Below are 22,072 nucleotides of genomic sequence, written 5' to 3'. Positions count from 1 at the left end.
ATTGCTGCGGCAAGATCACCATGGGGGTGGTCAGACAATTCTAAGCTGACAGGAGACATCATGTCGCTCGTTAAACTCACCACTTCCGCGCTGGCCATTGCCGCCGTATCCGCAACCGCCGCTGCCGCGCGTGATCAGGTACAGGTTGCCGGTTCCTCCACTGTTCTGCCCTATGCATCCATCGTTGCCGAAGCCTTTGGCGAAAACTTCGATTTCCCGACACCTGTTGTTGAATCCGGTGGCTCCTCGGCGGGTCTGAAGCGTTTTTGTGAAGGTGTTGGCGAGAACACAATCGACGTGGCAAACGCCTCGCGCCAGATCAAAAGCTCCGAAGTTGAAGCCTGCGCCGCGAACGGTGTGACGGACATCATCGAAGTTCAGATCGGCTATGACGGCATCGTCTTTGCATCCCACATCAATGGCAACACATTCGAATTCACCCCCGAAGACTGGTACAAAGCCCTGTCCGCCGAAGTCGTTGTCGACGGCGAGATCGTGGCGAACCCCAACAAAATGTGGTCCGACGTGAACGCCAGCTTCCCCGAGCAGCCGATCCAGGCCTACATCCCCGGCACCAAGCACGGCACGCGCGAAGTCTTCGAAGAAAAAGTGATCCTGGCAGGTTGTGAAGAAACCGGCGACTTCGAAGCGTTCAAAGCCGCGAATGGCGACGACAAGAAAGCCGCTGAAAAAGCATGTATCGCGCTGCGCACCGATGGTGTGTCCGTGGACATCGACGGTGACTACACCGAAACGCTGGCGCGCATCGAAAGCAACAAAGACGGCATCGGCGTCTTCGGTCTGGCGTTCTACGAGAACAACACCGACAAGCTGACCGTTGCCAACATGGGCGGCGTAGAGCCAACAGTCGAAACCATTTCGAGCGGCGACTACCCCGTATCCCGCCCGCTGTTCTTCTACGTCAAGAAAGCACACATCGGTGTGATCCCAGGCCTTAAGGAATACGCTGAATTCTTCGTGGCGGACGAGATTGCAGGCCCCGACGGTCCTTTGGCCGAATACGGTCTGGTTGCCGACCCAGAACTGGCGAAGACACAGTCGGTTGTTGCTGACGAAACTGTATTGGGCAGCGGTTCCTAAACCCTGCCTTGCGATCCGGAGGCGCTGCAAGGCGTCTCCGGTTTTTTGCTGCCGGACTGATACTTTCCAAACAATGATGGCCTGACATAGGCCACGACCGAGGGCCACCATGCGCGATTTATTCAATGTGGGATCAACGACGCTCTTAGTTGCCGTTGTTTTGATATTAACAGTCCTTGCCTATGGTCTGGTACGCAGCCGGGTCATGTCGTCTGTTTCGGGCGATGCGCGCAAGCTGCACTCCCTCCCGAATTACTATGGCTATAATGCCGCGATGCTCACCGCCATTCCGGCGCTGTTCGTCTTGGCGATCTGGATGCTGGTCCAGCCGATGCTGATTCAGAATGCAGTGATCGACATGATTCCGCAAAGCGCTGTGAACGAAGGGTCTTCGGTCAACCTGGTCATGAGCGACGTGCGCCGCGTGGCCAACGGGCTTGATGCTGCTGTGCAAAGCGGCACGCTGGATGCCGACAGCGCCCGCGATATGGATGTGACCGCCACAGACGTGCGCGCGCTTCTGGCAGGCACCGGCGTGGCGCTTGGGTCTGACGTGACGCCAGAGGTACTGGCGGCAGCGCAACGCTATCGCAGCATGGAGGTCACCGGCCGTTGGCTGATGATCGCTGTGATCAGCGTGCTTGTATTGGGCGGGATGTTTATCGCGCTGCGCACCGCACGCGCCGATTTTCGAGCGCGCAATACGGTGGAACGGTTCCTGCTTGGGTTGCTGGTGCTCGCTGCGTCGCTGGCGATCCTGACAACTGTGGGGATTGTGCTGTCGATGTTGTTCGAGACATTGAACTTCTTCCGCCTGCATCCATGGCAGGATTTCTTTCTAGGCACGACATGGGCTCCGAACTTTCGTGGCGACAGTGATCTGTCGATCCTGCCGCTGCTCTGGGGGACGCTCTATATCTCGTTCATTGCGCTGCTGGTGGCCGTGCCGATCGGTCTTTTTGCCGCGATCTACCTGTCTGAATACGCCAACAACAAAGTACGCGCCTTTGCCAAACCTTTGCTGGAAATCCTCGCGGGTATCCCGACAATCGTTTACGGTCTGTTTGCCCTGCTGACGGTCGGTCCGTTTCTGGTAAAAGTCTTTGGGCGTGGCGAGGACGGACTTCTGGGGGTCGACTGGATGAGCGGGGCCACATCTGTTCTGACGGCAGGGCTGGTTATGGGCATCATGCTGATCCCCTTCGTTTCTTCGTTAAGCGACGATATCATCAACGCTGTACCGCAATCGATGCGCGACGGCTCGTTTGGTCTGGGCGCGACCCATTCCGAGACGATCCGGCAGGTCGTGCTGCCTGCCGCACTGCCGGGGATCGTGGGGGCTGTGTTGCTCGCCGCAAGCCGGGCCATCGGCGAGACGATGATCGTTGTGCTGGGGGCAGGGGCTATCGCCCGCATCTCGGGCAATCCGCTGGAAGCGATGACCACCATCACCACCCGTATCGTCAGCCAGCTGACCGGGGATACCGACTTTGCCAGCCCTGAAACGCTGGTCGCCTTTGCCCTTGGTCTGACGCTGTTTGTGTTGACCTTGGGGCTGAACGTTCTAGCGCTTCTGATCGTGCGCAAATACCGGGAGCAGTACGAATGACCGATATGCCCAACCCCGCAAAGCCGCGCCAATCGCTGCTGAAACCAGATGCACGTACTGTAAAACGCAACCGCGCCGAAGCCCGGTTCAAAGCCTATGGCATCGCCGCCATTGCTGTTGGCCTGCTGATGCTAGCAATCTTGCTGACCACAATCATCGGCCGCGGCGCAGGAGCGTTTCAACAGACATTTCTTACGTTGAATGTGCAACTGCTTGAGGCAAAGCTGGACAAGAACGGCAACCGTAATCTGGACGAGATCAAAAAAGTTTCGACCTTTGGCTATGCGCCACTGATGGCTGCCGCACTGGAGGCCAAGGTGGCCGAGGCCGGGATCACCACAGATTTGAAGCCTAAGGAGATGGGCGCGATCATCTCCAAGGATGCGGCGGCACAGCTGCGCGACTTTGTCTTGGCGAACCCCGAACTGATCGGGACTGCGGTGGAATTCGAATTCCTGACCAACAGCCGCGTCGATGGATACCTGAAGGGCCGTGTCACCCGCGAGAGCATCGCCAACGACAAAAGCATCAACACAGAGCAGCTTGATCTGGTGGACGCGCTGATTGCGGACGGGGCGCTGCACAAACGGTTTAACGTCGACTTTATCACTGGTTCTGACGCGTCGGACGCACGGCCAGAAGCCGCCGGCATGGGCGTTTCGATGATCGGATCGCTGTTCATGATGCTGGTCGTGCTGGCGCTGGCTCTGCCCATCGGGGTCGCCGCGTCGATCTACCTAGAGGAATTCGCGCCCAAGAACCTGCTGACAGACATCATCGAGGTGAATATCTCTAACCTCGCCGCGGTGCCGTCGATTGTCTTCGGTATTCTGGGTCTGGCGGTTTTCATCAACTATATGCACCTGCCGAATTCTGCCCCGCTGGTGGGCGGGCTGGTGCTAACGCTGATGACACTGCCAACAATCATCATCTCGACCCGCGCTTCGCTGAAATCTGTCCCGCCCAGCATCCGTGATGCGGCACTGGGGGTAGGGGCGTCGAAGATGCAATCGGTGTTCCACCACGTGCTGCCCTTGGCTGCTCCGGGTATCCTCACTGGCACAATTATCGGTCTAGCGCAGGCGCTTGGTGAAACGGCCCCATTGCTGTTGATCGGCATGGTGGGCTTCATCGCGTCGAACCCGCCTGACGGCATTGCATCGGGGCTGATGGACCCCAACTCTGCCATGCCGGCGCAAATCTACGAATGGGCGAAACGGGCTGATCCGGCATTCTATGAACGTGCTTGGGGCGGTATCATCATCCTGCTGGTCTTTTTGATCACCATGAACGCCATCGCTGTCATGTTGCGGCGCAGGTTCGAGCGGCGCTGGTAGGAATGAGAGGCAAGGCAATGAAAGACAACGTAATTTCGGAGACGGACGTGACAACTCACAAAACAAAAATCGCCGCCCGCAACGTGCAGGTTTACTATGGTGACACCCACGCGATCAAAGACGTGTCGGTTGATATCCAAGACAAAACGGTCACTGCCTTTATCGGTCCGTCAGGCTGTGGCAAGTCGACTTTTCTGCGCTGTATCAATCGGATGAACGACACGATTGATATCTGCACTGTCAAAGGCGATATCTTGATTGATGGCGAAGATATCTATGACAGCGCGGTTGATCCGGTACAGTTGCGCGCCAAGGTCGGTATGGTCTTCCAAAAGCCTAACCCGTTCCCGAAATCGATCTATGACAACGTTGCTTATGGGCCCCGCATCCACGGTCTTGCCCGCAATAAGTCAGAACTGGACGATATCGTTGAGCGTGCGTTGAAACGCGGTGCCATCTGGAATGAGGTCAAAGACCGCCTTCATGCCCCGGGCACCGGCCTGTCGGGCGGTCAGCAACAACGTCTGTGTATCGCACGCGCCGTCGCGACCGAACCCGAAGTGCTGCTGATGGATGAACCCTGTTCCGCGCTGGATCCGATTGCGACCGCGCAAGTCGAAGAGTTGATCGACGAACTGCGTCAGGATTATTCGGTGGTGATCGTCACCCACTCCATGCAACAGGCCGCGCGGGTGAGCCAGAGGACGGCGTTCTTCCACCTCGGCAATCTGGTTGAGTTCGGTGAGACCGACAAGATTTTCACATCGCCCGAGGACCCTCGGACGGAAAGCTATATCACTGGCCGGATTGGATAAGTATCATGCAAGAACAACACATTGCTTCTGCTTTTGACCGTGACCTGGAAAGCGTTCAAGCGCAGATCATGAAAATGGGCGGGATGGTTGAAGATGCCATTCGCCTTGCCGCACAATCGCTGGAAACCCGTGACGAAGAGCTGGCAGAACAGGTGCGCGGCGGGGACAAGGCCATTGACGCACTCGAAGAGCTGATCAATGAACGCGCCGCCCGTATTATCGCACTGCGTGCCCCGACGGCTGTTGATTTGCGTTTGATCCTCAGCGTCATCAAGATTAGCGCCAGCTTAGAACGTATTGGCGACTATGCGAAAAATATGGCCAAGCGAAATAGCGTTTTGGCGCAGCTTCCCGCTGTTGCCGACAGTACTGGTGCCATTCGTCGCATGTGTAAGACGGTTGAATCCATGCTCAAGGACGCGCTTGATTGCTATGTTCAGCGCGACGCAGAACTGGCTATGGATGTGATCGCGCGGGATGAAGACGTCGACCAGATGTATAATGCGCTGTTCCGCGAATTCCTGACCTTCATGATGGAAGACCCGCGCAATATCACATCGTGCATGCACCTTCATTTCATTGCCAAGAACGTTGAACGCATGGGCGATCTTGTCACATCCATCGCGGAACAGGTTGTCTATCTGGTAACCGGTACCCATCCGGACGAGGATCGCCCCAAGGCGGACAATACCTCCACCAAGCTGAAGGGGTAGGGCCATGTCTGCCGCTCAACCTCAGATCTTGTTGGTAGAAGACGAACCCGCACAGCGCGAAATTCTGGCGTATAATCTTGAATCCGAAGGGTTTGACGTCCGGCGGGCCGAGAATGGCGAGGAAGCGATCTTGCTGGTTGCAGAGGCGCTGCCCGACCTGGTTATCCTTGATTGGATGATGCCGCTGTTAAGCGGGATAGAGGTCTGTCGTCAGCTTAAGACCCGCGAAGATACGCGCAATATCCCCGTGATCATGCTGTCGGCACGATCCGAAGAAGTGGACACCGTGCGCGGGCTGGAGACGGGCGCCGATGATTATGTGGTAAAACCGTATTCGATGCGCGAGCTGATGGCCCGCGTGCGCACACAGCTGCGCCGCGTGCGACCTGCGTCCTCCGGTGCGGCGCTCAGCTATGCCGACATTACGCTTGATCCAGAACGTCACCGTGTAAACCGTGCTGCGAACGAGCTAAAGCTGGGGCCAACAGAATACCGTTTGCTTGTGACGTTGCTTGAGCGGCCCGGCCGTGTCTTCAGCCGTGACCAGTTGCTAGATCACGTTTGGGGGCGCGATATCTATGTCGACACGCGCACCGTTGATGTTCACATCGCCCGTCTGCGCAAAGCGCTGACGTCCCACGGCGGCGATGATCCAATCCGCACGGTGCGCGGTGCAGGCTATGCGTTAGGGTAGGGCGCTTACCCATTGTATTTAATGACTTCTTGACGTTGATCGCCCAATCCTTCGATGCCAAGCTCGACCACATCGCCGGGTTTTAGGTAGACCGGCGGTTTGAACCCCATACCCACACCGGGCGGTGTGCCAGTGGCGATCACATCTCCGGGCCGTAAGGTCATGAAACGGCTGAGAAAAGAGATAATTTCGGCCACAGAAAACACCATTGTGCTGGTGTTGCCGGTTTGGCGGCGGGTACCGTTCACATCTAGCCACAGATCAAGGTTCTGAGGATCTGGAACGTCGTCAGCGGTCACCAGATACGGGCCGATGGGGGCAAAACTGTCGCAGGACTTGCCCTTGACCCATTGGCCGCCGAATTCAGTCTGAAAGGCACGTTCCGACACGTCATTGAAGGTCGCGTAGCCCGCCACATAAGACAACGCATCCGCTTCTGATACATGCTGCGCCTTGGTGCCGATAATGACCGCAAGCTCGACTTCCCAATCGGTTTTTTCTGAATCCTTGGGAATGATGATCGGTTCATTGGCACCTGTCGCAGCACAGAGCTTGCTGAACAGGATGGGATGATCGGGTACAGCCATGCCAGCTTCGGCCGCGTGGTCTGAATAATTCAGACCGATACACAAAATGCGACGTATGTCATTGATAACCGGCGCAAAACGACCCGAGATCAGGGGCAGCGTCGCGATATCCAGGCTGCGCAGTTTATCGAGCGCTGCGGGTGCCACGCTTGAAAGTTCGATGTCAGGAAGGTGTTGCGATAAGTCACGCGCAGCACCATCTGCGTCGACGATCGCCGGTTTGATGCCATCGGCGGTTTCGATACGGCAAAGTTTCATTGTTTTATCCTTATTTATAAGGGCGTGAGAGGCAGGCGACGCTGGATTATCTGAATCCTATAATCAATATTATGTAAAATAATAGTGAGCTACGGCTAATGTAGTTTCATAGGAATGACTATTTACCCATTGAAAGTATTCATAAAACACCGGATCTTCATCCATTTTGTTCTCCGCAGTATCGGTACAGTGTCCGCGCCGCTTCTCCCTTTACCCTGTTGTTCTGCGTGACATAATCCACATCAACAACGCTGATGCAACAGGACGCGATGCGGACTGGCGACAGCCCTAGGATGAAAGGATGAATATGACGCTCAAGATGTCTTCGGCGGATATGGTTGCTGCCGCCCGCGCGCGGATCCGCGAGATCGAAACGCCTGATCTGATCGGGATGCTGAACGACCCGGACGTCGTGGTCGTTGATCTGCGCGATATCCGTGAACGCCAGCGCAGCGGCTATATTCCCGGCAGCTTTCACGCGCCCCGTGGCATGATCGAATTCTGGGTCGATCCCGATAGTCCGTATTTCAAAGAGGTCTTCGGCGAGGATAAAACATTTGTGTTTCACTGCGCTTCAGGATGGCGCTCTGCGATCACAACGGCAACGCTGCAAGATATGGGCTTTGACGCGGCGCATCTGCGTGAAGGTTTCTCAACGTGGGAAAAGCACGGTGGTCCGGTCGAATTCGCTGAAAAGAAAGACTAACTCCGCTAAAGCGCCTATGCTACGCCTCGGCGATCATACTGTAATTACAAGGTCACGACTATGACATCCATTCTGATCCTTAACGGTCCGAACCTGAACTTAATAGGCACGCGCCAACCCGATGTTTATGGCAAAACCACCTTGGCCGACATCGAAACTATGTGCCGCGATAAAGCGAAATCGCTGGGGTTTGGTATCGCATTTGATCAGTCCAATCACGAAGGCGCGCTGATCGATCTGATCCACGCCGCCAAGGGTAAGCATGCTGCGATTATTTTAAATGCTGGTGCCTATACGCATACGTCGATTGCGCTGATGGACGCGATCGCTTCGGTAGAGCTTCCCGTGGTCGAGGTTCACCTGAGCAATATCCATGCGCGCGAGGAATTCCGTCATCGGTCTTACATCGCGCCAGTGGCACTGGGGCAAATCTGCGGCTTCGGTGCCACAGGCTATCTGATGGCGCTCGACGCGCTGAGAGATCATTTGAAAGCTTAGTTGTCGCCCCTTAGTAACTGATTTTAAATGAAAAAGGGCGAAGATGCTGGTGCACCCTCGCCCTTTTTCGTGTTTGCTGTAAAGCTGTTTAGCCTTTGGCGGCTTTCGCGACTTCTGCTGCGAAATCTTCTTTGACGACTTCGATGCCTTCGCCAACTTCCAAACGGACGAAACCGGTGATGGTCGCCCCGGCTTCTTCTGCGGCCTTACCTACGGACAGGTCAGGGTTCACAACGAATGCTTGGTTCAGCAGTGTCACTTCAGACATGTATTTCTGCATACGACCGGTGATCATTTTTTCGATCACAGCTTCAGGCTTGCCGGACTCGCGTGCGATATCCATTTGAACCTGCTTTTCTTTTTCAACAACAGCTGGGTCCAGATCCGCTTCGGACAAGGACGCAGGGTTTACAGCAGCGATGTGCATCGCGATCTGTTTGCCCAGCTCTTCGTTGCCGCCGGTCATTGCGACCAGAACACCAATTTTGCCCATGCCAGGTGCCACTGCGTTGTGCACATAAGACACGACCTGTTCGCCTTCGATGGACTGCATGCGGCGTACCGACATGTTTTCGCCGATTTTCGCGATGGCGTCGGTGATGACGGTGGAAACAGGCTTGCCGCCCATATCAGCCGCGTTTAATGCGTCAATGTCGGAAACGCCGGTTGCGACGTCTGCGATACCGGAAACCATTTTCTGGAAGTCAGCATTTTTGCCAACGAAGTCGGTTTCGGAGTTTACTTCGACAGCAACGCCGCGACCGCCGTCAACCTTCACGGCAACGAGGCCTTCGGCTGCGGTACGACCGGATTTCTTGGCCGCTTTCGCCAGACCCTTGGTGCGCAGCCAGTCAACGGCGGCTTCCATGTCGCCGTTTGTTTCAGTCAACGCTTTTTTGGCGTCCATCATGCCGGCACCAGTTGTGTCGCGCAGTTCTTTGACCATGGATGCTGTAATTGCCATCGCTTTGGTTCTCCTTGAATTGGGATAAATTGAGGGGCAGGACGTCCTGCACCACTGTCTCAATCATGTCATGTTGGTATGACAGGCAGAGGGAAACATGCCCCCTGCCCGTCTATTTCGCGACGCTTATGACTTGGCGTCGGCCAGCGTTTCCTTCTTGGATTCGATATCCAGAGGTGCGTCTTTGGCCATTGCGTCGTTCGATACGGTTTCTTCCGAAGCGTTACCAACTTCGACGCCACCGTCGATCAGGGCTTCTTCTTCAGGCGCTTCTTCCATCGCACCGATATCAACGCCTGCAGCACCCAGCTGAGCGGACATACCGTCCAGCGCGGCACGAGCGGCCAGATCGCAATACAGGTGGATCGCGCGTGCAGCATCGTCGTTGCCTGGGATGATATAGTCGATCCCGTCGGGCGAACAGTTGGTGTCGACAACAGCGATAACGGGGATGCCCAGTTTGTTCGCTTCGGCCACGGCCAGTGCTTCTTTTTTGACGTCGATGACGAAGATCAGGTCAGGGCGACCGCCCATTTCACGGATACCACCAAGCGATGCTTCCAGTTTGAACTGGTCACGCTCCATGCCAAGACGCTCTTTCTTGGTCAGACCGCCAAAGCCACGCTCGGACTGTTCGTCGATGGACTTCAGGCGCTGGATGGATTTGGAAACAGTTTGCCAGTTTGTCAGCGTGCCGCCCAACCAACGGTGGTTCATGTAGTATTGTGCGCATTTCTCTGCGGCGTCGGCGATCGGCTGAGCAGCCTGACGCTTGGTACCAACGAAAAGAATGCTGCCGCCTTTGGCGACGGTATCACGGATAACTTGCAGAGCTTGATCCAGCATTGGAACAGTCTGTGTAAGGTCCATGATGTGGATGCCGTTACGCGCGCCGTAAATGAACGGACCCATACGTGGGTTCCAGCGCTGTGTTTGGTGACCAAAGTGTACGCCTGCTTCAAGCAGTTGGCGCATGGAGAACTCAGGAAGAGCCATGTCTTTATACCTTTCCGGTTTTGCCTCATCGGGGGTCTCGATCCCAGAATGGGACCAACCGGCGGACGTTTGAGGATTTCTCCCCCAAAGGCCCAACCCCGACTGCGGGTTTAAGTGACGCGCGTATAGTCCGGTTTTGAACGCTTCGCAAGGCTCAAGCCGCATATTCCGCGGATTAAACGTCTATCTCAGCGCAGTTCCGCGGTGTTTGGGGCTGCTATTTGTTCCGACGGATGCGCACTACGGACCTGTGTTTCGCACGCTTGGGCCAGCGTTTTGCGGTTGTCGAAATCGGCGACGGCCAGTGGCGTGTGGTAGATCGTGGTCACTTTCCCCTGCCGCGCGGACGCCAGCGTGCGCACCAGATGCCCGCCAAAGCTCATGTCACCCCACCAGCCATAGAACCGCGGATCGGCCCCAACTGGCGCAGTATAAAGCACGGTAACAGGCTGAACCCAGATCGCATCGCGCAGCTCTGGCGCAAAAAAGGATTGAAACAGCGTGGTTTTGAACGGCAAGATTTGCTTGCCGTCGGTGCTGGTGCCTTCGGGAAAGAACAGCAGCCGGTGATTATCAAGCAGCCGTTGTTGGAAAATCTCGGTCTGTTTGCGGGCATGTTTGGGGCTGCGTTCGATGAACAACGTGCCGGTCGCCTTGGCCAACCACCCGATGCCGGGCCAGCTGGCGACCTCGGACTTTGATACAAAATAAATGCGCTGCGCTGCGTTCAGGCTGAAGATATCAAGCCAGCTAGTGTGATTGGCAACGACAGCGCCCCTGTGGCGCATCGGGGTGCCAATGACCTCGCGCCTCAACCCCATGATCCAGAACGCGATTTTGCAGACGGTTTGGGTGATATGCGGGGTCACGGGGCGGCCTTGCCCGCACAAGGGGCGCTCAATCAGGCGGATACAGAGCAGGACCAGCAGCCCTGTAAAAACCACCGTGGCCAGCACAAGACCGCGGATCAAAGCTAGCGCCCACCCCAGTGGCCCAATGGTGTCTGGTGCCGGGTGATCGGCGCTGTCCCAAGCCGCGCTCACGCGGGCTGTCCACTGTAGATCTTGGCCTGGCGTTCGCTAAGCCGCGCGGTGTCGAGCATTAAAAGTACGTCCGTTGTGTTAAAGTCATAATCGATAAAGGCCCCCTCGCCCACACAGCCGCCAAGCCTCAGATAGGCTTTGATCAGGCTGGGCATCTGTACCATCGCCTGTCGACGGTTCAGCGTATCCGCGGGGATCAGGTCCATCTTCTGCCGCGCTTTAGGCAAAGCCGTGACCCGCAGTTCGGGGGGCGCAAGATAGGCGTGGTGCAGCAACGACAAAGGCTCTGCGAGAGCATCCGCTTGGGTCCCGTGAAAGCTTGCCACGCCGAACAGGATCTCGATCTCGTGGCGCGCCACATAGGATGCAAGCCCCGCCCAAAGCTGGTGCATAGCAATGCCGCCGCGATAGGATGGATGCAGACACGACCGCCCAAGCTCAAGGATTTCACGCCCCGAGGACTTCAGCGCGGTCAAATCATATTCGTTTTCGGAATAGAACCCGCCTGCCCGGGTCGCCATGCAGCGGCGGATCAGGCGGTAGACACCAACCGTTTGCGCAGTTTTACGGTCGATAAGTAGCAAATGATCGACAAAATCATCGTATTGATCGACTTCAAGCTTGTTGTCGTGGTCAACCAAAGAGCCGCCCGCACCCAGTTCGGTAACAAACACATCATAGCGCAGCCTCTGTGCCGCATGAAGCTCCGCTTGGGTGCGCGCCAGACGGACTTCGAACTCTGCCGCTTTTGCAATGGTCATGAGCTGGTATCGTCTCCGGTCGCAATTACGCGGATAAATAGGCAGTTAGGGCCTGTCGCGCAATGCTTGCGCCGCGCCGCAGCGCCTTTACGCGAAAAATTAACGATTTGCTAACGAAGAGCCTTCATCAAAGACAGGGGTGAGCATCACCCGAAAGCTGTCGACCACGATCTTGCCTTCGCTCCGAAAGTTTACCGTGACCTTGCTGCCGATGTTGCTTTGCACCTGCCCCACACCCCAATCGGGATACGAAGGGTGGCGTACCAGCATTCCGGGTGTCAGTATCGCATTGAGGTCTTCCAAACGTGCGTCCTTTTGCTGTGCGGTGCGGCCGTTCAAAGCGCGGGCAAGTTGATGAGAGAGGTATTCCTATGGCTGAGACCGACACTGATTTCGCCGCGTTGATCGGCAGCCGGATCTGTCACGACTTGATATCGCCCGTGGGCGCGATCAACAATGGGCTTGAACTGCTTTTGATGTCGGGCATGAACATGAGCCCCGAAGTCGCGTTGATCGACGAAAGCGTGCGCAACGCCAGTGCGCGGTTGCGGTTCTTTCGCGTGGCCTTTGGCGGTGGCAATACGCAGCCTGTCGCGGCACAAGAGACCACTGATATCCTACGCGACCTCTATGCGCAGTCCAAGTGGGAGGTGATCTGGCCTCTGGGGGCAGCTCCCTCGCGCAGCGCCTTACGGATGGTATTTTTAGGGCTGCTCTGTCTGGAAACGGGGATGCCTTATGGCGGTCGGATCGAAATCGAGCACCGCACTACGGGGTGGGATATTACGGGGACCGCCGACCGTCTGAATATTAACGCAGCACTATGGGGTGTGTTGGCAGGGCAACCGCTGGCAGAGCGACTGCTGCCTGCTCAAGTTCAGTTCGGCTTGTTGCCCGCCATCGTGAAAGACAGCGGGCAGCAGTTAACGTCTATCGTGACCGAGACCACAATCACGCTCAGTATCAAGGGTTAGCTGCGCACCGCACCATCGCCGCGCACGAGATATTTGAAGCTGGTTAGCTGTTCTGCCCCAACAGGGCCGCGGGCGTGCATCTTGCCCGTGGCGATGCCAATCTCTGCCCCCATGCCAAACTCGCCGCCATCCGCGAACTGCGTGGACGCGTTGTGCATCAGGATTGCTGAATCGAGCCGCGTCATGAATTTGGTCGCAGCGGCGTTGTCTTCGGTGATGATACAGTCCGTGTGGTTCGATCCGTAGGTCCGGATATGGGTGATCGCGTCGTCAATGCTGCCTACGGTCTTGGCCGCGATGATCATATCAAGATATTCGTGACCCCAATCGTCGGGCGTCGCTGGCACGGTGCCTTCAATCTGAGATAGCTCCCCGTCTGCACGAACTTCAACGCCGGCATCCAAGAGTGCCTTGATCACGCCCTTGCCCATGGTCCGCGCGACTTTTTCATGGATCAGCAAGCATTCAGCCGATCCACAAATGCCGGTGCGACGGGTTTTGGCGTTCAACACGACCTTCAAGACTTTTTCAGGGTCAGCATTTTCATCGATATAGATGTGCACAATCCCTTCGAGGTGGGCAAAGACCGGGACACGGGCTTCGCGCTGTACCAAGCCAACCAGACCCTTGCCGCCGCGCGGTACAATCACGTCAATCGTGTCGGTCATGGTCAACATCTCACTGACTGCCGCACGGTCGCGTGTAGGCACCAGCTGGATCGAATCCGCTGGCAGGCCAGCCGCTTCGAGCCCGACTTTCAGCGCTGCGTGGATCGCGCGGGAGGAATGAAAGCTTTCGGACCCGCCCCGCAGGATCACGGCATTGCCGGCCTTTAGGCAAAGCGCACCAGCGTCGGCTGTTACGTTGGGGCGTGATTCATAAATCACCCCGATGACGCCCAATGGCGTGCGCACGCGCTGGATGTTCAGGCCGGTGGGCCGGTCCCATTCGGTCAGCACCTGCCCGACGGGATCATCCTGGGCTGCGATACTGCGCAGGCTGTCGGCAATCGCGCTGATCCGTGCGTCGTCCAGCAGCAGCCGGTCCATCATTGCGTCGGAAAGCCCCTTGTCGCGGCCGAATTCGAGATCTTTGGCGTTGGCCGCCAGAATATCGGCGCTGCTCGCGATCAACGCATCAGCGGCTTTTTCCAGCGCGGTCTGCTTTTGGTCGGCACTGGCAAAGCCCAACGTCGCGGCGGCAGCTTTGGCGCGCGCGCCGATATCTGCCATCAACGCGGGAATGTCGTCTGTCTGTGTCATATCCAAGGTCATACCCTAATTACTGCTTTTTATGATTTCGAGTTACCTACTACCTAAAGCCTTCGGCGAGGATTTTAAACCATTTGGACGTTAGGAAAGCGCAAGATCATCCCGATGGATCAACGCAGCACGCCCCGGCGCGCCCAATATCTCTTCGATTTCAGAAGATTGCCGCCCTTTAATCAACATTGCTTCAGCCGATGTATAGCGCGCTAGCCCGTGCCCGATGGGACGCCCGTCAGGGTCCAGAAGCGCCACGGAGTCGCCCCGCCCGAACGGGCCGGCGACAGCGGTCACCCCCGCTGGCAAAAGCGATTTGCCTTTGGACATGGCGGCGACAGCACCTGCATCCAATGTGACACTACCGCGGGGCTTGATCGCTGTAATCCATTGTTTGCGCGCTGTTTGCGGGTCAGATTGCGCGGTGAACCAAGTCGCATTCGCCCCATTTTCCAGCGCCAGCAAGGGCCGCAAGGGGGACCCTTCGGATATCGCCATGGCGCAGCCTGCAGTCGTGGCGGTTTTTGCGGCCATCAGCTTTGTTTTCATACCGCCTTTGGACAGGCCGGAGCCCGCGTCGCCCGCCTGCGCTTCGATTTCTGGGGTGATGGAACTGATGACATCATAGCGGACGGCGCCGGGGTCGTCGTTGGGGTTGGCCGAATAAAAGCCATCTACATCGGAAAGCAGAATCAAACGGTCTGCGGCGACGGTCACGGCAATTTGGGCCGCGAGCCGGTCATTGTCGCCAAAGCGGATTTCGTCCGTTGCGACGGTGTCGTTTTCATTGACGATCGGCACCGCACCCATGGACAACAGCTGCTCCATCGTGGCGCGGCTGTTAAGATACCGCCGACGGTCCGCGCTGTCTTCGAGGGTAACAAGCACCTGTGCTGCGGTGATCCCGTAGGGCTCCAGGGCTTCTTCGTAAGCGCGGGCCAGCCGGATCTGCCCGACAGCCGCCGCCGCCTGTGATTGTTCAAGCGCGAGCGTGGTGGCAGGCAGCCCAAGCACGCCACGCCCCAAAGCGATCGAGCCAGAAGACACCAGTACCACGTCCTTGCCCTGCCCCTTAAGCCACGCGACGTCCTGTGCCAAACTTTGTAGCCAGCCAGAGCGCAGCTGCCCGGTCGCGCGATCTACCAAAAGCGCAGAGCCGATTTTTACAACAATACGATTGCCGTCGCTTAAGGCTGCCAAGGTGCCTCTTCTTCGTCTTCAATGCGGAACCGCAGCCGGTCATCGTCAATCTGACCACGCAGGGCACGCAGGACCTCGGTGACCCCTTCGCGGGCGACGCCGGACATCATCATAACCTCGCCTCCGCAGGCTTTTTCTAATTCTTCACGGGTGGTTACGCGATCATCCTCATCCAGTGCATCAATCTTGTTCAGCACTGTGATACGGGGTTTATCCGCCAGCTCGCCGCCATATGCTTCGAGTTCATTAATGATGGTCCGGTAGTCTTCGGCAACGGTTTCAGAGGTGCCATCGATCAGGTGCAACAGCACCGCGCAGCGTTCGACATGGCCTAAGAACAGATCACCCAGACCCCGCCCTTCGGATGCGCCCTCGATCAAGCCGGGAATATCGGCAACGACGAATTCAGTATTATCCACCCCGACAACGCCCAAGTTTGGGTGCAGCGTGGTAAAGGGATAATCCGCGATCTTTGGCCGTGCGTTGGACGTGGCGGCAAGAAATGTCGACTTGCCCGCGTTCGGCAGACCCAATAGTCCCACATCCGCGATCAGCTTGAGCCGCAGCCAAACGGTACGTTCAACGCCCTCCTGACCGGGGTTCGCACGACGAGGTGCTTGGTTTGTAGCTGATTTGAAGTGCAGGTTACCCCAGCCGCCGTTCCCACCGCGCGCAAGTTCGACCCGTTGGCCAAGCTCTGTCATGTCCACCAGTACGGTTTCCTGATCCTCGTCGAGGATCTCGGTCCCTACGGGCACGCGGAGGATAATATCGTCCCCATCTTTGCCGGTGCGTTGTTTGCCCATACCGGGCTGGCCGTTTTTGGCAAAGAAGTGTTGCTGGTAGCGAAAGTCGATCAGCGTGTTCAGCCCATCGACGGCTTCGGCCCAGACAGAGCCACCGGACCCGCCGTCGCCACCATCAGGGCCACCGTATTCGATGTATTTTTCGCGCCGGAAAGACACGCAACCGCCCCCGCCTCCGCCAGAGCGGATGTAGACTTTGCACAGGTCAAGAAACTTCATCTAAAAGGCCTTTCGGGGCACGTGTGGTCATAGTTTGCAGCTATACGTCCAGGTAGGTACGCAGGTCTCGCGGGCCAGACAATAGGTTTCAGCATTGCCAAGATAGCGGAAACCTGCATTTGTCAACACTTTGGCAGATGCAGGGTTGTCGCGAAACACCGAGGCAAACATATTTTTGTTGTGCAGCGGGTTGGCTTGTACCAGCGCCTGCACGGCTTCAGAGGCTAGATGCGTATTCCAGAACGCAGGGGCCACCCAATATCCAACTTCCGATTGGTCTCGGTCCATTCGGATCAGGGAAATGACGCCCATTACCTCGGAACCACCGGTTTTTAGTCCGTCCATCACCCAAACATCTTCGGTTCTCGGCGTGCTGGTCGCGCGTGTTACATAGCTTTCGATCACCCCCGGCGGCAGCGGGTGCGGAATAGAGGCGGTGCGCATCGCAACCCGTGGATCGCTGGCGTAATGTTCAATCATGCCACGATCCGAAAGACGCACAGGGCGCAGGTCGAACCGTTCAGTTGCAATCACTTGCTGTTGCGACATTGTTAAATCTTCCATCGCTCTGTTCCTCCTCCGAACGGCACGAACGAGACAGGGGCCACCGTCAGCGCGGCCAGTGTCCACCTCAAATATCGTCTCTCCCAACGGTGTCCGAACACCGTCCCTTGCAGCCTTGATGTATCAGTCAATCAAGGTGCATTCCCCTATTTTCCGACACAGGACGACGGAAAGGAAAAGGGACCGGCGTTTCCGCCGATCCCTAATTTTTTAGACCTTTTGGGTGCGGCTTATTCTGCGGCTTCTGCCACTGGCAGGACCGAAATAAACGTCCGGTTCTTCAGTCCCTTGTGAAACTGAACCTTGCCGTCGACGACAGCAAAGATCGTGTGATCCTTGCCCATGCCAACGCCTTGAGCCGGCCAGTACTTTGTACCGCGCTGACGCACCAGGATGTTGCCGGGAATGACAGCTTCGCCGCCATATTTCTTCACGCCAAGACGACGACCTGCTGAGTCGCGGCCGTTACGGGATGAGCCGCCTGCTTTTTTATGTGCCATTGGTGTCTCTCCTTAGCCTTTTGCGAGTTCTTTGGCCTGTGCGATCCAGTCTTCACGACCGACGCGACCTTTGAACGACAGTTTCTCTTCGATAGCTTCGACGTCAGCGTCTGTCCAAGCAGCGATCTGTGCGAAGGTTGTGATGCCTTCACCGTTCAGCTTGCCAACGATGACCGGACCAACGCCCGAGATCTTGCTCAGATCGTCGGAACCTTCAGCTGCAGGGGCAGCTTTGGCCTTCTTCGCCTTGGCAGGCTTAGCCGATTTTTCTTCGGCTTGATTGTTCTTCACGCGCTTGGCCATTTCGGCCTGATCACTTTTGTTCAGCGCATAACGCTCTTCCATAGCAGTCACGGCAGCGGCGCTCACGGAACCGGTGCCGATTGCCGCTTTGACGTCGGACTTATCCGCGCCAGATGACAGGATCTCGCCGATTTTAACCAGCGTCAATTTTTGACGGTGGCCTTTGGTGCGCTTGGAGGAGTGCTTCCGGCGACGCTTGACGAAGTGAATAACTTTCTCGCCCTTGATCTGGTCGACGACTTCGGCTTGTACGCCGGCGCCTGTAACCAAAGGTGCGCCCAGCTTGGGAGAATCGCCACCCAGCATGAGAACTTCGTTGAATTGGACTGTTTCGCCCGCGTCAGCAGCCAAACGTTCTACCCGAAGCATATCGCCGGATTGAACTTTGTACTGCTTGCCGCCTGTCTTGATGACCGCAAACATGCGTCTTCCTTTACTGTTTCCGCATCCTGTGGTCCCCATTCGGGAGTTCGTCGGGCCTTGGCCCACCTCGGACAGCGCATCCCATTTCAGGATGTTCATGAAATAACAAAGGCACCCGAAACGGGCACCCTTAGGTTGAGGATTGCCGTATGATGCACCGCCCCCCTGATGTCAAGTGCCACAGGGCCGTGACGGGGATATATCGGCGCGGCGTCTTAGGACGCTATAGGTCTTCGGCGACCATGTTCAGCGCCACGGCACGCCCAAGGGCATAGGACACGTCCTCGTAGGCTGCTCCGAACCCGTCAAACAAGGCGCTGTTCAGGCTGCGCCCAGCATCGGTTTTCGAAAATGCGATGTAGCGTTCAAGAGCGTCATCCTCCAACGGAGAATAGGCCAAAGCCAGGTAGCTGTACAGCCAGCTGCGGGTGTCTTCGCTAACCGCGTCATGCTGCTGCGTGACGTCGGCTAACATCTCGGCCTCCGTCATTTGCAGGGCGTTACCGTCGGACATACCACGCATGAATTGAAAGTTGGAGTTCATCGCCGCAGCGACATTCCGTTCAACCATGTCGCCGCTGTCGATCAGTGCAGTGATCTGCGCAAGGCGGGCGTCAGCGGTCCCGTCCAGATCAGAAAGCCGAGCGCGCGCAGCTTCTTCGATTTCTGGGTCGGTGATTGCAGCCCGCGCTTCGTTTTCCAGGGCGATGATCTGCGCGCCTGTACCTTGCGCGAAAAAGCGGATGACATCTTCGCGCTCTTGTCCCATCAAAGCAATTTGCAGCGCCGTGCGAACGGTTTCGACAATCCGTTCCGGGCTATAGATTGCGCGCACCTGAAGCTCCCAGCCCGGTCCGCCTTGCCCTCCCAGCATGTCACGGTCCAATTGTTCAGCGTTCTCTAGTCCCTCGCGCTGCAAAATTTCAGCCAGCTCGCCAAGGCGCAGCACATCCACCAACACCGTGGTTCGGGCATCTGCCCAAACCGGGAGCGCCAGCAGCCACAGGCCGACCGCAATAATAAACGTCCGCATGATTACAAGTCCTGACTGGGTTGCATATTGCCCAGCCGTTGCGCGACCTGTTCGTACCGGTTCGCCATGATTTCAAACTGCACAGCATTCATCAACGCATAAACTTTCTGCATCTGTGGGTCTTCAAGGGCTTTTGCATAGGCCAGCACCTCTTCATCCGAAAATGCCTGATAGGTATAGGCCGCCCCCGCCAACGCATTCTCTTTGATAGAGGCACGCATCTCGGGTTCCTGCGCGCGCATCGCTTCGCGCAGGTCGGGCTCTTCCATCTGTAGGTCGATAACCCCCGCGCCGGCGGCTGCCATCAGGAATCTGACCTGCACTTCTTGGAGTGCCCTTATGGAGCTTTCCTCCACATCGCTGGCACCATTCAGGCGGGACAATAATTCAACACGCGGAGAATTAATCCCGCGCAACCCATTCAGAATCGCATCGCCCGCTTCGGACTTCGCAGCATCATCTTCCTCCATATGAGAGGCGTTTTCAGCCGCGACCAACCGCTTCCCCAGATCGGTAGCATAGAAGTCGGACGCGTGGTCCAGTGCCTCATCGCTCAAGGCCTGGGCAAGTATGCCGGCCCCCATATCAAGCATCAAATCCGTCTCAAAAACCTCGCGTACCAATCGTGACCATTCAGAGCCAAAGGCATCCGCATCAATACCCAGCATCTGTGGCGCGGAATCAGCCGACAGCCGGATGCTTTCAAGCGCGACGTCAAACCCGGTAACTTCCAGAAATGCATCGACCCTTTCCCTATCGGCAGCCCGCGCCATCGGTGCAGCCACGGCGATCATGACCGCTAATCCAAAACATAAAGTTAACGGTAAACGGGTCAGTTGGCGCATGGTGGCATTCCTTTCAGGTTATTCACCCAAGACCTTAGGCAAAATCGGTTTGTCAGCAATGAAATTCCCCGTGTCCGCGAAAACTGGCCGAGCCCCCCTTGCCACCCCGTAAAATCCATCCTAAACGGACGCACCACACCGATGCGGAGAGGTGCCGGAGTGGTCGAACGGGGCGGTCTCGAAAACCGTTGAGCCTTCACGGGTTCCCAGGGTTCGAATCCCTGTCTCTCCGCCATTCACCTATACGCGCAAGGTCCCGCAGTCGGCCCATGCCGGCAGACCAGTTTCTGTGGTTGATGAGCAGTGCACCAAACATTCACCTCGGACCGGCAGATGCAAAGCGTAGCTCTAACTGCGTCGGACTTTGCCTAGCAATCGTGGCTTATCATTTGCTTTAAGATGAACCTTCAGGACACGCGGCGCAGGAACGATTGGGTGCGCGGGTCTTTGGGCGCATCAAGCAGTTCTGCCGGTGGGCCCTGTTCGACAATCCGCCCCTCGTCCATAAAGACGATCCGATCCGCAATCTCGCGCGCGAACTGGATTTCGTGGGTCACGATCAGCATGGTCTGTCGCTTCTCGGCCACGCGGCGCATCAGGTCCAGCACCTCGCCGACCCACTCCGGATCCAGCGCCGAGGTCGGTTCGTCAAACAGCATCAGATCCGCATCCAGCGCCATTGCGCGTCCGATACCAACCCGTTGCTGCTGGCCACCGGACAGGGCGGCCGGATAGCTGTCGGCTTTCTCGAACAGGCCGGTTTCGCGCAGCGTTGCATCGGCACGTGCGTTGGCGTCGGCCTTGCTATAGCCCTGAACGGTGATCAGCGCCTGAGTGATATTCTCGCGCGCGGTCTTGTTGGCAAACAGCGCGTAGTTCTGGAACACGAAGGACGTGCGCCGCCGCAGCGCTAGAATATCGGCGCGTTTCGCCGTCGCCGCATCGACAGACATATCGCCAATGCGGATCACGCCCGCGTCTGGCGCATCAAGAAAGTTTAGGCAGCGCAGCAAGGTGGATTTACCCGTGCCCGACGGGCCGATGATCACCACCCGTTCGCCTTGGGCGATATCAAGCGAGATGTCTTTCAACACGGCAGTGGTGCCAAAGGACTTGGTCAAACCGGATATGGTGATCCCGTCGCCCCTCGCCCTGCCCGTCTCTGAAATGGTCTCTGTCTTGGTCATCGCGCATGTGCCTTGTTTAGATAGACTTCTAGGTGACGCTGCGCGAAGGCCAATGTCTCTACCATGACCCAATAGATCGCGGCGACGACTAGAAAGGCTTCGAAGTAGAGGAAGCTGCCAGCGGCTTCTTTCTGGGTCGCGCCCATCAGTTCGGTCACGCCAAGAGTAAACGCCAGCGAGGTGCCTTTGATCATGTCGATAAAGTAGTTCACAAGCGTCGGCGCGGCGACGCGTGATGCCTGTGGTAGAATGATCTGTCGCATCATCTGTCCTTGGGTCATCCCAACCGCTTGCGCGGCCTCCCACTGGCTGCGGTCCACGCCCAGAATAGCGGCACGAATGCTTTCGGCCATATAGGCCGAGAAATGCAGTGTTAGCCCCATGATCGTCGCGGTGACGCCGTCAATATTTCCTAGAAAGCCCAAGACTTGCGGCAAGCCGTAGTAGAACAGAAACAACTGCACCAACAATGGCGTGCCGCGAAAAAAGCTGATGAACAGCCGCACAAAGACGTCGAGGACCGGAATCCGGAACACCCGCTCTACCGCGAGAGCAGATGCCAGCACCAATGCGCAGACCATGCCCACAAACGCCATGAAAAGCGTTAGCGGGACATAGCCCAGCAACACGGGCAGCAAGCCCAGCATGTAGTCGAAATCCAGTCCTCGCATCTT

Annotated in this window: 25 protein-coding genes and 1 tRNA gene; 10 read left to right on the top strand and 16 right to left on the bottom strand. The window is 57.0% G+C overall.

Annotated elements, in window-relative coordinates; all coding sequences use genetic code 11:
* Window positions 1-60: 60 nt before the first annotated feature.
* The 6 genes from BLQ98_RS05235 (at window position 61) to phoB (ending at window position 6,269) form a co-directional block, all read left to right on the top strand.
* The gene (locus BLQ98_RS05235) at window positions 61-1,101 is read left to right on the top strand and encodes a substrate-binding domain-containing protein (RefSeq protein WP_093732291.1); all 1,041 of its coding nucleotides are present in this window, start codon (window positions 61-63) and stop codon (window positions 1,099-1,101) included.
* Window positions 1,102-1,210: 109 nt separating this feature from the next.
* Window positions 1,211-2,710, top strand: a complete 1,500-nt coding sequence (gene pstC, locus BLQ98_RS05230) for a phosphate ABC transporter permease subunit PstC (RefSeq protein WP_093732290.1) — start codon at window positions 1,211-1,213, stop codon at window positions 2,708-2,710.
* Window positions 2,707-4,047, top strand: a complete 1,341-nt coding sequence (pstA, locus tag BLQ98_RS05225; protein WP_093732289.1) for a phosphate ABC transporter permease PstA — start codon at window positions 2,707-2,709, stop codon at window positions 4,045-4,047. The genes pstC and pstA overlap by 4 nt, the downstream gene beginning before the upstream one ends.
* A gap of 17 nt (window positions 4,048-4,064) precedes the next feature.
* On the top strand, window positions 4,065-4,862 hold the full coding sequence (gene pstB / locus BLQ98_RS05220; RefSeq protein WP_093732288.1) for a phosphate ABC transporter ATP-binding protein PstB: 798 nt from the start codon (window positions 4,065-4,067) through the stop codon (window positions 4,860-4,862).
* Between the two features lie 5 nt (window positions 4,863-4,867).
* On the top strand, window positions 4,868-5,575 hold the full coding sequence (gene phoU / locus BLQ98_RS05215; RefSeq protein ID WP_093732287.1) for a phosphate signaling complex protein PhoU: 708 nt from the start codon (window positions 4,868-4,870) through the stop codon (window positions 5,573-5,575).
* Window positions 5,576-5,579: 4 nt separating this feature from the next.
* Window positions 5,580-6,269, top strand: a complete 690-nt coding sequence (gene phoB / locus BLQ98_RS05210; RefSeq protein WP_093732286.1) for a phosphate regulon transcriptional regulator PhoB — start codon at window positions 5,580-5,582, stop codon at window positions 6,267-6,269.
* Between the two features lie 5 nt (window positions 6,270-6,274).
* Here the strand turns inward: phoB and BLQ98_RS05205 are convergent, their stop codons facing one another.
* Complete coding sequence (locus BLQ98_RS05205) at window positions 6,275-7,114, bottom strand: fumarylacetoacetate hydrolase family protein (protein WP_093732285.1); 840 nt, start codon at window positions 7,112-7,114, stop codon at window positions 6,275-6,277.
* Between the two features lie 307 nt (window positions 7,115-7,421).
* Between BLQ98_RS05205 and BLQ98_RS05200 the strand changes: the two genes are divergently transcribed.
* Together BLQ98_RS05200 and aroQ are read left to right on the top strand one after the other, a co-directional pair.
* The gene (locus BLQ98_RS05200; RefSeq protein ID WP_093732284.1) at window positions 7,422-7,820 is read left to right on the top strand and encodes a rhodanese-like domain-containing protein; all 399 of its coding nucleotides are present in this window, start codon (window positions 7,422-7,424) and stop codon (window positions 7,818-7,820) included.
* A 60-nt stretch (window positions 7,821-7,880) separates the two neighbouring features.
* Window positions 7,881-8,318, top strand: coding sequence for a type II 3-dehydroquinate dehydratase (aroQ, locus tag BLQ98_RS05195; RefSeq protein ID WP_093732283.1), 438 nt, complete (start codon window positions 7,881-7,883; stop codon window positions 8,316-8,318).
* Window positions 8,319-8,406: 88 nt separating this feature from the next.
* On the opposite strand, the gene tsf is transcribed toward aroQ, so the two are convergent.
* From tsf to BLQ98_RS05170, 5 genes are all read right to left on the bottom strand, one after another.
* Window positions 8,407-9,282 carry a translation elongation factor Ts gene (tsf, locus tag BLQ98_RS05190; RefSeq protein WP_093732282.1) on the bottom strand — a complete coding sequence of 292 codons (876 nt, stop codon included), beginning with the start codon at window positions 9,280-9,282 and terminating at the stop codon, window positions 8,407-8,409.
* Window positions 9,283-9,408: 126 nt separating this feature from the next.
* Window positions 9,409-10,278 carry a 30S ribosomal protein S2 gene (rpsB, locus tag BLQ98_RS05185; protein ID WP_093732281.1) on the bottom strand — a complete coding sequence of 290 codons (870 nt, stop codon included), beginning with the start codon at window positions 10,276-10,278 and terminating at the stop codon, window positions 9,409-9,411.
* Window positions 10,279-10,466: 188 nt separating this feature from the next.
* On the bottom strand, window positions 10,467-11,321 hold the full coding sequence (gene olsA, locus BLQ98_RS05180) for a lyso-ornithine lipid O-acyltransferase (RefSeq protein WP_093732280.1): 855 nt from the start codon (window positions 11,319-11,321) through the stop codon (window positions 10,467-10,469).
* Entirely contained in the window at window positions 11,318-12,082 is a 765-nt protein-coding gene (gene olsB / locus BLQ98_RS05175) for an L-ornithine N(alpha)-acyltransferase (protein ID WP_093732279.1), read from the bottom strand. The genes olsA and olsB overlap by 4 nt, the downstream gene beginning before the upstream one ends.
* A 99-nt stretch (window positions 12,083-12,181) precedes the next feature.
* On the bottom strand, window positions 12,182-12,385 hold the full coding sequence (locus BLQ98_RS05170; protein WP_093732278.1) for a DUF3553 domain-containing protein: 204 nt from the start codon (window positions 12,383-12,385) through the stop codon (window positions 12,182-12,184).
* 68 nt (window positions 12,386-12,453) lie between these two features.
* Between BLQ98_RS05170 and BLQ98_RS05165 the strand changes: the two genes are divergently transcribed.
* Window positions 12,454-13,056: a histidine phosphotransferase family protein gene (locus tag BLQ98_RS05165; RefSeq protein WP_093732277.1), complete on the top strand. Its 603-nt coding sequence runs from the start codon at window positions 12,454-12,456 to the stop codon at window positions 13,054-13,056.
* Here BLQ98_RS05165 and BLQ98_RS05160 read toward each other — a convergent pair.
* From BLQ98_RS05160 to BLQ98_RS05125, 8 genes are all read right to left on the bottom strand, one after another.
* Window positions 13,053-14,330, bottom strand: coding sequence for a glutamate-5-semialdehyde dehydrogenase (locus BLQ98_RS05160; protein WP_093732276.1), 1,278 nt, complete (start codon window positions 14,328-14,330; stop codon window positions 13,053-13,055). The genes BLQ98_RS05165 and BLQ98_RS05160 overlap by 4 nt on opposite strands.
* 78 nt (window positions 14,331-14,408) lie before the next feature.
* Entirely contained in the window at window positions 14,409-15,518 is a 1,110-nt protein-coding gene (proB, locus tag BLQ98_RS05155; protein WP_093732275.1) for a glutamate 5-kinase, read from the bottom strand.
* Entirely contained in the window at window positions 15,506-16,543 is a 1,038-nt protein-coding gene (obgE, locus tag BLQ98_RS05150; RefSeq protein WP_093732274.1) for a GTPase ObgE, read from the bottom strand. The genes proB and obgE overlap by 13 nt, the downstream gene beginning before the upstream one ends.
* Window positions 16,544-16,570: 27 nt before the next feature.
* The gene (locus BLQ98_RS05145; protein WP_093732273.1) at window positions 16,571-17,107 is read right to left on the bottom strand and encodes a GNAT family N-acetyltransferase; all 537 of its coding nucleotides are present in this window, start codon (window positions 17,105-17,107) and stop codon (window positions 16,571-16,573) included.
* Window positions 17,108-17,337: 230 nt separating this feature from the next.
* Window positions 17,338-17,607, bottom strand: a complete 270-nt coding sequence (gene rpmA / locus BLQ98_RS05140; RefSeq protein WP_093732272.1) for a 50S ribosomal protein L27 — start codon at window positions 17,605-17,607, stop codon at window positions 17,338-17,340.
* Window positions 17,608-17,619: 12 nt separating this feature from the next.
* A complete protein-coding gene (locus tag BLQ98_RS05135; RefSeq protein ID WP_093732271.1) occupies window positions 17,620-18,333 on the bottom strand; it encodes a 50S ribosomal protein L21 in 714 nt (237 codons plus the stop codon).
* A 223-nt stretch (window positions 18,334-18,556) separates the two neighbouring features.
* Window positions 18,557-19,366 (bottom strand): hypothetical protein, encoded by an 810-nt coding sequence (locus BLQ98_RS05130; RefSeq protein WP_093732270.1) that lies wholly within the window; start codon window positions 19,364-19,366, stop codon window positions 18,557-18,559.
* Between the two features lie 2 nt (window positions 19,367-19,368).
* On the bottom strand, window positions 19,369-20,211 hold the full coding sequence (locus BLQ98_RS05125) for a DUF2059 domain-containing protein (RefSeq protein WP_093732269.1): 843 nt from the start codon (window positions 20,209-20,211) through the stop codon (window positions 19,369-19,371).
* Between the two features lie 145 nt (window positions 20,212-20,356).
* Here BLQ98_RS05125 and BLQ98_RS05120 point away from each other — a divergent pair.
* Window positions 20,357-20,446 (top strand) — tRNA-Ser (locus BLQ98_RS05120).
* 172 nt (window positions 20,447-20,618) lie between these two features.
* Here the strand turns inward: BLQ98_RS05120 and BLQ98_RS05115 are convergent.
* Window positions 20,619-21,398: an amino acid ABC transporter ATP-binding protein gene (locus BLQ98_RS05115; protein WP_093732268.1), complete on the bottom strand. Its 780-nt coding sequence runs from the start codon at window positions 21,396-21,398 to the stop codon at window positions 20,619-20,621.
* The gene (locus BLQ98_RS05110; RefSeq protein ID WP_093732267.1) at window positions 21,395-22,069 is read right to left on the bottom strand and encodes an amino acid ABC transporter permease; all 675 of its coding nucleotides are present in this window, start codon (window positions 22,067-22,069) and stop codon (window positions 21,395-21,397) included. Before BLQ98_RS05110 ends, BLQ98_RS05115 begins: the two co-directional genes overlap by 4 nt.
* Window positions 22,070-22,072: the final 3 nt, after the last annotated feature.

The organism is Sulfitobacter litoralis (assembly GCF_900103185.1).
Taxonomy (GTDB): domain Bacteria; phylum Pseudomonadota; class Alphaproteobacteria; order Rhodobacterales; family Rhodobacteraceae; genus Sulfitobacter; species Sulfitobacter litoralis.
The sequence above is the reverse complement of the archived record's forward strand: the minus strand, read 5'-3'. Positions and strand labels throughout refer to the sequence as shown.